The sequence below is a fragment of the Flavitalea antarctica genome (assembly GCF_054461535.1).
The window spans coordinates 1-12,818 of sequence record NZ_JBTLQG010000065.1; the positions used below are offsets into that span (position 1 = coordinate 1).

Sequence of the window (12,818 nt, forward strand, 5' to 3'; positions counted from 1 at the left end):
TTCGAAAAACAGTCATTATCATATACAATTCGAAATTTAATTTTAATTGTTAGTTCTGTTACCACCACTTATTTACATCATCCCAATATGATCTTACTTGCCCTCCGTAGCTTTAGCGAAGGAGGGTACCCCACCACTGGTCACAGCTTGTGCTGTCGAAACAGAGTGGCGTCAAAACCTTATGGTGGTTTTGCCGAGGGTGTTCACCTCTTCCCATTCCGAACAGAGAAGTTAAGACCCTCATGGCCGATGGTACTGCGATAAAATGCGGGAGAGTAGGTAGCTGCCATATTTATTTAAGCCTCACGACTAATCATCGTGAGGCTTTTTTTTTGCCCATAACCCAATGCGGAACTGTATTGTTCCATTTCATGGCATCACTGCAATGTCTTGTTAGAAATGCATTCGCCTGTTTGACTGAATTCCCTTCGACTATCTTACGGCAAACCCTTCATCGATTATCGCAAAAATCGCTTAGTGTTTTTCACTATTTTTAATTTCGGATACCAGTCGCAAAATGTAAACCTCCCGGGTCATGAACCTGCACTTCCATTGGATTAACCTGCTGATTTTATTTGGCGCCCTGCAGGCACTTTTATTCAGTATTATCCTTCTCTTCAACAAAACACATCCCGGCTCAAAATTTCTTGCTGTCTTCGTTTTTGTCCTCGCATATAATGGCTTTGAAACTTTTAACTGGAGTTCCGGCCTCGACAGGTATTACCTGTTTTTTGACATGTTCAGTTTTATCGTGATTTACGCGCTTGGCCCCAGCATGTATCTGTATTTGTCCTCATTGCTCGATCCCGTTCATAAGATCTCAAAGAAGGTTGTGTTAGCTCATTTCGGATATACCCTCTTTCACTTTGTTCTCCGGATCCTGATCATCATTTATCATTTGTTGTGGATCAACAAAATAATCAGGAGTGATGTGTCCTCAAGTGAAATTGCCGGGATTGTGTGGTTGTTTGCTGAACCCCTGAGCGTACTGATATTTATCGCTTACCTGGTGGCCACGATTTATAAGTTCAGCAAATTCAAAAGATCAGGAACTCCTATTCCTTCAATTTACCCTGACGCTCAACTGGCAGTTATGAGATGGATCAAAACATTACTTATTTGTATGTCAGTTTTTGCTGTCGTATGGGTACTGACCTTAGTTACTCCGTATCTTGTGACAATACCGTTTTCACACTACTACCCGGTGGAGCTTTGCCTGGTCTTTTTTATTTACTGGATAGCGCTGAACGGTTATCACAAGATGAAGCTGATCTATCTTCCATCAGCACCCCCGAAAAGCAAAAATCCGGTCAAACAGTCAGATCCATTTGTTAAACTGAATCCTGCTATTAAAGATTCTGCTGAAACTCAACACGCTGATCATTCTGCTGAAATAGAAAATCCAGCTCAACGAACTGTTCTGCTTCAACAACAAAATCCCGGCACGAATGAAGATCAACTGACACCCGACAATCGTACTGAAACAAAGAATATAACTACAGGAGAAGATCCGGTAAAAAATGAGGGTCCGGATATTCATAATCATCCGACTGCAGTACAGGATCTGCTTTTAACAGAGCTTCCCCTGGCCCCAAAAGATCCCGTTATGGGAGAAGATCCTACCGGTCAAAAATATCATTCTAAAGAAAAGGTCGAAGAGGCAGCGACCCGTTCCTATTTAAATAAAGTGCAGGAGGCCATACCTGATCATGACAAGTATTTTCTCCGGATAAAAAACGCCATGGAGCAATCAAAACTTTTCCTGGATCCAGAGCTCAACCTGGCAAAATTATCCGCCCATACATCCATCCCTGCTAAACAGATTTCGGCCATCTTAAACCAGTACCACCAGACCAACTTCAATGATTTTATCAATAGCTACCGTGTAGCCCAGGTAAGTTTATTGATGCTTGATCCTTCTTCACGTAATCTCACTATCTCCAGCCTTGCCATGGATGCAGGGTTTAATTCACACGCAACTTTTCAGCGCGCTTTTAAAAAACACACCGGGATTTCACCCAGGCAATTTATCGCGAGGAGCCTGAAAAATTCATCCTGAGCCATAATGCCTGGGCTCTAATTGTAGTCTTTGATACAGCTTCAGGCAAATTTTTCGCTTACTTCCGGCATTTAGCCCATGAAATAATACTCAAATCCGGATTTGAGTAGGCCATTTTGGAGTGGTCGTCTTCCTTTACACCAAAAAAGATGAAGATGTTCAGGGGCATTTTAATGTATTGCTTGTTTATCAACTTCGTTCCGGTATCCGGGCAGGAGGCTTATTTGACGATCCGGGGAAAGGTGAGTGACGCAAAAACCGGGAGTGGTGTTTCCGCTGCCAGCATACATCTGAAATCCGGGGGGAGTGGAACAGCCAGCAACAACTCAGGCAGTTTTGTTTTTAAGATATCACAGTCATCGGCCGGCGACTCTATTGTGATTTCATCCATTGGATACAGGACACTCCTGGTACCGGTGAAAAAAGCACTGGACCGCCACCTTTTTGCACTGGAACCCTCGGTGCTTGAACTGGAACCAGTTACCGTTCGTGCAAGAAGTGCTCTTGATCTTCTGAAAGAAGTGCTTGAGAAAATCCCCGCGAACTATGACACCACGGAAACCCAGTACACTGCGTTTTACCGGGAAAACGTGTGGATAGGTGATGTCGAGCTTGCTTTCAGTGAAGCAGTGCTTGATATATACCGGCCATTCAAGGCGGCTCCTAAACCCAATGATCAGATCAGGGTGATAAAAGGCAGGAAAAAACAAATTGACTATGGAAGGGAAGCCCAACTCTACTCAATGATGAGTGGGGTATCGAATGGTGCAAGAGGCAGCTTAACGGATGATCTTGTCAAATACCGCGATGCAAAATTCAGTCCCTTCAGTCCTTTGAACTTCAGGTACTATCAATATAGCTTTGGAAAGTCTGTCAGATCCGGCAACAATGTGCTCCTGGTACTGAACATTGATCCCAGGAAAAAAGCAAAAAAGGCAATGCTCCATCTGAAGGTGTTCATTGATGAACAAACCCTGGCGATTGTTAAGTATGACATGCGGCTTTCCGAACAGGGGATAAAGTATGTAAGCCGCAAAGACAAGGGCATAGCTTACATGATCATGTCGAAAGTTGTTCATGCGACCACCGACTATCGCCGGTTCGAATATTCTGTGCTTTATAGTGAGTACCGGAATAAATGGTATCTCGACAGGGTAAGGCGACACTGGGAAATTCTTGTTGATAGCAAACGTCGTAATTGGGAAGACAGGTTATGGCGGGCGGATAGCGACCTGGTAATCACTGACCGTAAAACCGATAATGAACAGCCCATTACCGACGGCGATATCGGTGGTAAAATCTCTCCCATGCATACCCTGGTTGGATCGGAGGTCGATGAATCGTTCTGGGAAAACTATAATATCCTGAAACCTGAAGCCCGCGGTTCTCTGGATACGCTGGCAACTCCGGCGGACCCTCTGTCAGACAGTGTTGTCGAGCCGGGAAATTCGCCGATAACATTATTGCCAGTAGACAATGTTGAACACCCAATTGCGAAACCTGGATTGGCAAGCAGTGCTGATCTGAAACCTCGATTGGCAAGCAGTGCTGATCTGAAAAAAGGTGGTGATAAAACATTAAATAAAAACATTCCAAACCGGCAGAATGGATTCAGCCGGGCCGATACTTTGCGTGGTATGTTAACACCAATGCGAACCTGTTATGATGTAAAGTTTTATCATCTCGATGTTGCCGTGGACCTGGAAAAAAGATCAATAAAGGGCTCGAACCTGGTCAGGTTTGAAGCAGTGGAATCTTTCCGGGCCATGCAGGTAGACCTGTACAGTAATATGCAAATCGACAGCATAGTATATGAAAACAAATTGTTGGCATTCGACCGTGAATTTAATGCAGTCTTTATAAGGTTTCCCGGTGACATTCGCAAGGGTTCACAAGCGGCAATAAAAATATACTACCATGGTGTGCCACAGGTACCGGATTTTGGGATCCCGATGCATGGAGGAGTATTGTGGGACAAGGATTCACTGGGTAATACCTGGGCACAGGTCGTTTGCCAGGGATCGGGAGCAAGCCTTTGGTGGCCGAACAAAGATCATCAGTCTGATGAACCGGATAGCATGAACATCTGGATAACCGTACCAAACGGGTATGATGAAATTTCCAACGGTCAACTCATGGCAAAAACAAAAATGGCAGGTGACCATACCCGTTATGAATGGTTTGTCAGTTACCCCATCAATAACTATAATGTCACATTCGGTATCGGGAAATATGCACATTTCAGTGACAAGTACATTTCAGATGATACGCTGCTTATTGATTATTACGTGATGCCTTATAATCTCGAACGTGCGAAAAAGATGTTCAAACAGGTGCCGCTTATGTTGAAGACCTTTGAGAAAAGCTTTGGAAAATATCCTTTTCCCCGTGATGGTTTTAAACTGGTGGAGAGCCTGTATCCCATGGAACACCAGAGTGGAGTCTGTATCGGCAAGATAACGGGGGAAAACAGCGGCGAAACGAATCCGCTGATGTGGCATGAGTCTGCGCACGAATGGTGGGGTAATTCAATCACCACCAAAGATATTGCAGACATGTGGGTACATGAGGCTTTTGCTACCTATGCAGAAACGATCATGATAGAAGAAATGTTTGGATTCGAAATGGCAAACCAGGCTATGATGGACCAGCGAAATGCAGTTCTGGATAATGAACCGGTGACCGGGGTATACAATGTTAATCATGTTCATTATGATATCGGCAATATGTATAGTAAGGGAAGTCTTCTGCTGCATACGTTTCGGAATGTCCTTGATAATGATACAGCCTGGGTGAATCTGTTAAAAGCAATTCAGAAGGAGTTTAAATATAAAACCCTGACGGCGGCAGAACTTGTGGCATTTATAAACAGGTTTACAAAATCAGATTATACTTATCTTTTTGATCAATATCTGCATTATACTGAATTACCATCTTTGCAGGTAAAGCTGAAACCTTTGGGCAAAGACCTCGCAATAACTTACAGGTGGCAGGCTAATGTCAGCAATTTCCGGATGCCGGTAAAAGTGATGCATGCCGGCAATGAATTCAATTTTATTTACCCGGATTCCAACTGGAAAACATTGCTATTAAGAAATATGACTCCAGAAGAGTTTGAGGTTGATGAAGAACGGTTTTATATTGATGTTAAGATTAAATAAAGAAACGCTTTCCATCAGCGGTTATTTGTCATAAAGATTGATTTCAGGGGGGAGGGTATTTGATTATACCGATTATATAAGTATTTTAAGAACCGGGTCCTATAATTTCCGGTAGTTTATATCAAGGAATTTTTATTGGTCAGATAGAGATTGAACGCTATTACTTGCTGGAAAAACGGAAACAACTATGTATTTTGAGTTTTTACGCATCATAGACATGATGGTAAATAAATAAATGAAGCAGACAGCAACAATAATTTTCCTTGCTCTAGTAACAAACTGCTGTGGCCAGCTTCAGGCTAAGGTGTTTGATATTTCCAAACAAACAGGTCAAATAGTAAAACGGATTCAAAATGTCAATAAGCTGATGGGTGCAGCAGTGTATTATGGTGGTATCCGCCCGGAACAATATGATAACTTTGAAGAGCTCCGGAAGAAAGCAACAAGGACAGAACTTATAGCTCTGACTGATCATCCAAATAGTGTCGTACGCTGTTACGCTTTCTGGGCATTATCCTACGACAGCTCCATCAACCTTCTGCCCATTGTCATTCAGCACATCGCTGACACGGCCTTAGTCAATACGCAATTCGGGTGTGTAGGAAGCCGTAAACAAGTAGGAGATTTTTTTATAAATGTTATCACTCCGGGGTACATCGATCAAAATTCAAATAAGCTCGAAAATTTCGAGGAGTTAGATAGTATTCTTATATACACTCCAAACAGCCTGTACGCAACTGAAAAAGCGATTGGCGAAGCGAAACTTACAGAACGGTTTTATGAAAGGCTCAAAGAACTTGTCTCGACGGGAAAAACTGAATCCGGAATTGTGAAACTTGCGCAATTTCGAAAAGAAGAGGACATTCCACTGATCCTAAGTAGCGGAAGCAGGTTGGAACCTGGTGGCAGTAACTATTTCACATGCCTGGCTATCAGTGAATTTCCACACCCGGCTTTTTTTTCCTTTCTGTCAAATGAATTAAACGAGACGCTGGATAATAATCGATATTCGCCGGAATGGCGAGCGTTATATCGTGCAATTGCGAGTTATCAAAATGATGACGCTGTTAGGCTTCTTTCTGTGCCTTTTACGAAAGTGAAATACGAAAACATTCGCCGCTACCACCTGGATTTTGTATATGAAGCCATCCAGGTATACTACTCTCCGTTGTATGATCATCTTCTTTGGGAAATCTGGGACAACGAGAAAACGATATCAGCTGAGGCACTAAAACTCTTATATGCAAGCGATGCCGAAAGAGCATATCAGCTAACCCAAAAGACTTTGGAAAATGTAAATGACTTTCGACTACAGAATTTCACACTTGCAAATGATGTTAATCTGTATGAAGAAGAAATTCCTGTGGATCTTTTGGGGATGATGATTGATACTATAGTCGTCCATGACAGGGCGCTAGCGATACGACTAATAAATCAGCGGCTGATGGATATTGATGTTCACCAGTTTCCTACTATCGCCGACAAGGCTGCGGGGTTAAAAGGTGATTCCTTTAGTATTTCTCTTCTTGCAAGGATTGAAATAGCAGACAATCCGCATATCTATCTGAAAGCAACGGAAGTTTTGATTGGGTTACGAGACAAAAACATAAACCAAAAGCTTCTCAGGTTGCCGGAAAAAAACAGTAGTTTAAAAACTGACTGGGGTGGTGCGGCTTTTGCCAAATTACTAAAGGACAATAACATCAGGTGATACGGAGTTTGAAATAGCTGCCATATTTCAGATCTTGCGGTTCGACCGGGACATGAAAATATTGACCGGATAAGCGAAGATGGATTTAGGGTCTATGTTCGGTATTATTTCGGAATTGTCCTAGAGGCCGCCAATGTTGCTGTTTACTTTCTATACATAAAATAGCTTTGCGTTAACCCAGATCTTACCGGGATGATATTCTCAATTCGATTTTCCGCTCATATAATATAGATGGATCAGATTAATACTCTCTTCGTAAATTCAGTTTACACTTAGCCGTCCCAAAAGTATTTATGGGCTGGGGATCATTGCAGTTGATGACGACCAGGAGCTGGCCGGCTTCATAGCAAATGATCCGGCTGCCAGGATCAATCGCTATGAAACCTTTCCAATGATGGCAATTGTGGCATCACAATAACAATCATCCTATCTTTATCGCCAGATAACTCAAACTTTGGATCTAAAATCAACATATTTTAAAACAAAGGCTGCATTTACGAATCATTTCTATCCCGCTGCTTCTGCCGAAGAAATTGCCGATGCAGAGGAGTTGCTGGGTATTAGCCTGCCTGAAGATTACCGAAACTTTCTATTGGTTACGAACGGGTTCGAAGGATTTATAAACGAGTCCTATCTAAGACTGATTCCGGTGGGCTTTCTGTATGAAAATACACAGGACTATTGTTCGGAATTTTTTCCCTGGGCAATATATCTCGGAACAAACGGGGGTGGTGACATGGCCGTCCTTGACACCCGCGAACAACCATTCCGGTTTGGTTTATTGCCATATCTTGGGGTCGACGAAGACTTTATTTCTCTTGGAGAAACTTTTGAATCATTTATCAGATCCATCTATAACGATGAGGTTTTTGACTGACGATATAAACTATGCAACATGTTCTCCGGCCTTACTGGCAGAAAATTTTTGGATTTAATTTCCGGTTTGGTCTTTTCCTCCTGGCTGTTATCTGCGTTCCCAGGTTTATTATGGTACTATATGCAAATACGTCCGGCAATTATGGATCGATCGGTGTTATCATGTTGATATCAGCACTGACGCCATTTATCTTCCTTAACAAATACGGTCGACATAAAATCGGGATCAGGAACCCGCAAAATTATTCATGGTTGCCCGCGGCTTTTGTTGCCGGCGTGGCTTTCAGTTTGTTATTGTACTACCTGGGTGACAAGCTTTACAAAGAAGGTTTCGAAAACTGGTATCGGTATATCGGCCAGTCGTACAAGATACCGCCCAACATGAACCTGGACCACCGTTCTAACCTGTTCATTGTCGTTGCCATCACCAGCATGATATTCAGCCCTATTGGCGAGGAGTTATTTTTCCGTGGTATCGTTCATTCCGCATTTGCCGTGAACCTGGGCGACACCAAAGCATCTTTAGCCGACAGTGCAGCCTTTGCCCTGACGCATATTTCTCACTTTGGATTGGTATATGTTGCGTGGAGCTGGGACTTTTACCCGGTTCCGGCGCTTCTTTGGGTTCTGAGTATGTTTATAGCCAGCCTGATGTTTTTCTTTTTCAAACAGGCTTCGGGCTCTCTTCTCGCGGCCATCATCTGTCACGCGGGCTTCAACCTTGGCATGACCTATTCCATATTTTACCTGGTTTGATTGTATCGTTTAGTAACACACGGGCAAGACAAGTTCGTTCCTGGCATCGATTTGAATAACCTCACTGTATCTGGCATCAAACGAAGACAATCCCGGTATTATCGTCGAAATAATTTCAAACAATATCTTTTCTCAACGCTATATTTTCTGATGGCCAACTGAACTGATCGGGGCCGTTTATGTCATATTTAGGTGGGAGATATTTTGCGGTGTCAATAGATCTGTACAAAACCAGGTCGCGCACGAACATGGCATACAAATGCAATTCGCGCCAGCGCATCAGCCAGGATTGCATCGAACGAAAACCGAGGTTGCGATGCAGCGGCAACATATCGTATTCATAAAAATTAAGGACCATGTTCAAAGCCTCCATATATTTCTTTTGTGCTTTTGTTACCTTATAAAATACCCGCTTGCCGATGCACATATGTGAAAATATCCGGAACTCGATACTCCTCAGGAATATGTAAGCAGTTGTGTGAATCTGGATGGGGTAATCCTTATGATTAAGATCTGTATTTGGGTCAAGCGTCTGCACTTTCCCGGTGTTAAGATCAACGGAAAAAATATAAGCCGGAACATCTGCGCGTTTTAGTACATAAGTAAATGTACATTTCCGGAAATAGTATCTCATGAAAAATGGCAATGCCTTTGAAAGCTGTTTGAAATATTCCTGCACAAGTCCCGGGTCAACTTCGGTTTTATCTTCTTCCATGTAAAAGGCATCAAGCGTATGGCGGTTTTCTTCCAGATAAGCACTGAGGTATTGTTCGCGGTTATCAAACCATTTTTTGTCTGTCAGTTGGAAGCCGGTTTCGGAATTCCAGCTATCACCTGATACCATGATCTTGAGTTGGGGGTACCGGATATTATTTTCATCGAAATATTGTTTTACCAGTTTTGGATGTTGAACGTGTTTATTAAAATGAATGGAATCTTTATGAAGATGGCAATGGTTGCTGGCGAAAGGGACGGCGTAGGTTGCTCCCGTTGCGCGAACCGTGTTGGTGAAATCCTGGATGTAGGTGGAGATGTCATCGACTTCTGCGCCGGGATCGTCTACCACTGAATAGGATAATCTCTCGTTTGCTGAACTATGACTGCGGAATACAAAGTCTATGGGGTGATGTTTGTTTACGATCTGCCTCAGCGTAGGACCCATATGTTTTGAATCATTGAGGTTGAGTAATTTCGAACCATTACATTCAATTAATAAGGCACTGTCAACAAACATCCAGACCTGGTATGAGGTGATTGAAAACCCGGGATCGAGATCCATCTTTTCACCATGTTTTAATTCAACGATGTTATGGAAGCCCAGGTAGTTAAGATCTTCCTTCATCCTGGTATAGTTGCCTTTAGGAACAATGATGCAGGTTTCCGGCGAAAACTTTTTCAGGGATGGCCCGTGGAAATGATCCCAATGGATGTGGGTGAGATAAATGTAATCGGGCTTCAGCGAATCAACCAGCGTTTTGCTTACCGGTGGATAATTCCACCACGATCTCCAGTAGCTGCTTCCGATGAGCCATGGATCGCAGACAAGTGTCTTGCCCGAGTTTGCCGTAACAAGCAGCCCGGCATGAGATAAGATTTTAAATTCCATAGTAAGAGGTTTAGGTTTTGTGATAGGTATGTATAAGGGTTATTGTTTTAAAAGTGGATTGGATGATGACAGGTGACCTGGCATATCCACCCAATGATCTTAGTGTTTATGTCAGGCAGGCAAATGCACACACACGCCAGTTCATTATCCCGGTAGCATTTGCAGCATTGGATCCATCGGTCACTGCCTTTATGTAAGTATAAGCAGGGGAATGGCTGACAGCTCACTTCAAAAGAAATGTAAAGTTGCACGATGGTTATTCAGAAGAAAAGGGAACTAAGAGGAGGCCAATGATACCGGCGTTTGCAGGTAGCAGGTTGATAACAAGGGATTGGAATTGCGATATGAGCTTCTGATGGAAGTTAGGATAAAAATGATATCTGGCAAAAAAACAAAACCTTCCTTTTATTTTGTTGTAAAATTTGTTCCTGGTTTTTTTTCTTATCCAAAAAACTACCACTAAGTAGTATTGTAATGAATGAGTATAATGGTTATAATAGGCCTGGCCGTGTCAGATTCATAGTTATTCTAAGGCATTGTGATCACTAATCATAATTGGTCTGCATGATTAGCTTTTCTCTCCGCCATCTGTAACACTATAAAAGTTGGTTGTAGCGAAGGCTCAAAACGGTAAATAATTTTTCCCATTAACCGGGAATGTGAATTGCAATGAGGTTAGCGGATTTGATGGAACTTACGAATTCACGGTTCCGTATATGCGAATCGTATTATATTCATGATTTATTTGGTTCTCCAAAAATTCACACCGCTTCGATTATGCGAAAAAGATTTATGATTTTTTACCTGGCAGCAGGCGTCTTGTTGATCACCGTATTGGTAATTGTTGTTTGTAATGCTACAGTAGAAGCGGCGGCGAAGGGAAAGACTTATTCGGACGTTGCATTGCTGCCGTATAATAATGTGGGTATTGTATTGGGCACGGGTCGAACCATTCCCGGCGGATTTATCAACCCATATTACAGGTACCGGGTTGATGCCGCCGCTGAGTTATGGAAAAAACAGAAAGTCCGGTTTCTTGTCATCAGCGGGGACAACAGCACTGATGATTACAATGAACCTGCAGATTTCCGAACCGATCTCATAAAGGCGGGGGTGGATTCGGCACGGATATATCCTGATTATGCAGGTTTCAGGACTTTTGACTCGATGGTCAGGTTGAAAAAGATCTTTGGCCAGGATTCAGCGACGATCATCTCGCAGCAATTTCACAATGAAAGGGCACTTTATATTGCGGGCAGGGAAGGCATTGTTGCGGTCGGCTTCAATGCCCGGGATGTTAGTATAGAAAACAGCACGCGTGTGCAGCTAAGGGAAAAGTTTGCAAGGGTAAAACTGTTTGTCGATTACCTGGTCGGTAAAGAACCAAAGTTTCTTGGAGAGAGGGTAGTTATTCGCTGAATTGTAATCTTACCCTGTCAGCTTGTTATTTGGTGATTTGCTGATCCCATTGTAAATACGGCTTTCTGAACTTAACTGCTGCTGTTATTTGAAGTCTGCAGACGGAGTTTGTTCGTCATGTAAAACATGAACAAAGTATTAAAAATGAGGGTTAGCGGTATTACTGTAAGATTTTTGAAAAAAAGAATGATCGTCCATTCGGATGCATCTGCGCTTAGAATGCCCCGGATTTGCATGGTGAGATACAGGCAGGTTTCATAGGCCAGTTGGTCGATAAGTAGATTTATTCCCCAGGCGATCACGAGGTAGGCAGCAAAATTGAGCAGCAGGACGGGCCATTTACTTTTGAAGTTGGCGGCAAACAGTTTAAGTAACGCTTTACGATCCGTGGTTTTTTTAAAGAAGCCCGCCAGGCGGACAAGTCCCATTTTTAAACTCGCGGAACCCAGTATATACACAAAGAGCGCCAGTCGTGCCGACTCTACAATTACTTCCATCACGATATTGGTGGCTGGTGATATTTCTCCAAAACCTTTGAGTTGTATAACACGACCGATCCCGGCAACCAGGCCGAGGGTGAGGACCATGAAGAAGTGTTTCTGGAAGAAGTGAATGGTGCTTCCCAGCCATTCAAGTTTCGAGGTGTTTAGCGTATTAGTATTCATACCAACAGTTTGAGCGTAGAATGAATTATAATTCCTGTTATATAAGTCATAGCGTTATAGATTTTGTTACTGTGATGAACCCATTTGTGAAAAAATTCCTTGTTTTGAGTTGCATCAGCGAACCGTTAACGAAAATGAGAACGGTAGTTAAATTATGCTAATGATTGTTAGTCAACTGGTCTGGAATGTTGGCCAGCACTGTGTTTCAATCGATCCGGTGTTTCTTTTTCAACTAACCTTTACTGTGCGCTGAGACAAGTCAGCAGGTTGAAATGAAGTATTCAGACCGGGATGTGAGAAAAATATTTCAAGAAACTTTCAAAAAAATTAGTGTCGTAACTTGAATGTCTATATCTTCGCAGCCCGTTAAAAAATGGGAGCGGTTAAAACGCTGAGTTCTTCGAAATAATGCCGGATAAATGGAGAGAAAAAATGAAAGAAATTTCAAAAATACTTTTCAAATATTTGGTTGAAATATAAAAGGCACCTACCTTTGCAACCCCAACGAAAAATGGGAGGCGAGAAAGGCCTGAAAGATCTTTGAAAGTTTGGAAACAATAGTACG

General features: G+C 42.6%; 9 protein-coding genes and 1 rRNA gene. 8 read left to right on the forward strand and 2 right to left on the reverse strand.

Annotated features, from left to right (window positions below; genetic code table 11):
- Positions 1–180 precede the first annotated feature (180 nt).
- The 6 genes from rrf (at position 181) to ACX0G7_RS26805 (ending at position 8,563) form a co-directional block, all read left to right on the forward strand.
- Positions 181–292 (forward strand): 5S ribosomal RNA (gene rrf, locus ACX0G7_RS26780).
- A gap of 243 nt (positions 293–535) precedes the next feature.
- Positions 536–2,059 carry a helix-turn-helix domain-containing protein gene (locus ACX0G7_RS26785; protein ID WP_458926620.1) on the forward strand — a complete coding sequence of 508 codons (1,524 nt, stop codon included), beginning with the start codon at positions 536–538 and terminating at the stop codon, positions 2,057–2,059.
- Between the two features lie 149 nt (positions 2,060–2,208).
- Entirely contained in the window at positions 2,209–5,220 is a 3,012-nt protein-coding gene (locus tag ACX0G7_RS26790; RefSeq protein ID WP_458926621.1) for a M1 family aminopeptidase, read from the forward strand.
- Positions 5,221–5,455: 235 nt separating this feature from the next.
- Positions 5,456–6,931: a hypothetical protein gene (locus ACX0G7_RS26795; protein ID WP_458926622.1), complete on the forward strand. Its 1,476-nt coding sequence runs from the start codon at positions 5,456–5,458 to the stop codon at positions 6,929–6,931.
- Positions 6,932–7,385: 454 nt separating this feature from the next.
- Entirely contained in the window at positions 7,386–7,808 is a 423-nt protein-coding gene (locus tag ACX0G7_RS26800) for an SMI1/KNR4 family protein (protein WP_458926623.1), read from the forward strand.
- A gap of 11 nt (positions 7,809–7,819) precedes the next feature.
- A complete protein-coding gene (locus tag ACX0G7_RS26805) occupies positions 7,820–8,563 on the forward strand; it encodes a CPBP family intramembrane glutamic endopeptidase (RefSeq protein WP_458926624.1) in 744 nt (247 codons plus the stop codon).
- Between the two features lie 115 nt (positions 8,564–8,678).
- Here ACX0G7_RS26805 and ACX0G7_RS26810 read toward each other — a convergent pair whose 3' ends face one another.
- Positions 8,679–10,169, reverse strand: a complete 1,491-nt coding sequence (locus ACX0G7_RS26810) for an MBL fold metallo-hydrolase (protein ID WP_458926625.1) — start codon at positions 10,167–10,169, stop codon at positions 8,679–8,681.
- Positions 10,170–10,231: 62 nt separating this feature from the next.
- On the opposite strand from ACX0G7_RS26810, the gene ACX0G7_RS26815 reads away from it, so the two are divergent.
- Both ACX0G7_RS26815 and ACX0G7_RS26820 read left to right on the forward strand, forming a co-directional pair.
- Complete coding sequence (locus tag ACX0G7_RS26815) at positions 10,232–10,366, forward strand: hypothetical protein (protein WP_458926626.1); 135 nt, start codon at positions 10,232–10,234, stop codon at positions 10,364–10,366.
- A gap of 580 nt (positions 10,367–10,946) precedes the next feature.
- Positions 10,947–11,588: a SanA/YdcF family protein gene (locus ACX0G7_RS26820; protein ID WP_458926627.1), complete on the forward strand. Its 642-nt coding sequence runs from the start codon at positions 10,947–10,949 to the stop codon at positions 11,586–11,588.
- Between the two features lie 71 nt (positions 11,589–11,659).
- Here ACX0G7_RS26820 and ACX0G7_RS26825 read toward each other — a convergent pair whose 3' ends face one another.
- Complete coding sequence (locus ACX0G7_RS26825; protein WP_458926628.1) at positions 11,660–12,253, reverse strand: hypothetical protein; 594 nt, start codon at positions 12,251–12,253, stop codon at positions 11,660–11,662.
- Between the last annotated feature and the right edge of the window lie 565 nt (positions 12,254–12,818).

What these genes read in the sequence shown, in the direction of transcription:
- ACX0G7_RS26790 (WP_458926621.1), top strand. Translation starts at nt 2,209, where the DNA reads ATGAAGATGTTCAGGGGCATTTTAATGTATTGCTTGTTTATCAACTTC.
- ACX0G7_RS26815 (WP_458926626.1), top strand. Translation starts at nt 10,232, where the DNA reads ATGATGACAGGTGACCTGGCATATCCACCCAATGATCTTAGTGTTTAT.
- ACX0G7_RS26805 (WP_458926624.1), top strand. Translation starts at nt 7,820, where the DNA reads ATGCAACATGTTCTCCGGCCTTACTGGCAGAAAATTTTTGGATTTAAT.
- ACX0G7_RS26820 (WP_458926627.1), top strand. Translation starts at nt 10,947, where the DNA reads ATGCGAAAAAGATTTATGATTTTTTACCTGGCAGCAGGCGTCTTGTTG.
- ACX0G7_RS26795 (WP_458926622.1), top strand. Translation starts at nt 5,456, where the DNA reads ATGAAGCAGACAGCAACAATAATTTTCCTTGCTCTAGTAACAAACTGC.
- ACX0G7_RS26785 (WP_458926620.1), top strand. Translation starts at nt 536, where the DNA reads ATGAACCTGCACTTCCATTGGATTAACCTGCTGATTTTATTTGGCGCC.
- ACX0G7_RS26810 (WP_458926625.1), bottom strand. Translation starts at nt 10,169, where the DNA reads ATGGAATTTAAAATCTTATCTCATGCCGGGCTGCTTGTTACGGCAAAC.
- ACX0G7_RS26825 (WP_458926628.1), bottom strand. Translation starts at nt 12,253, where the DNA reads ATGAATACTAATACGCTAAACACCTCGAAACTTGAATGGCTGGGAAGC.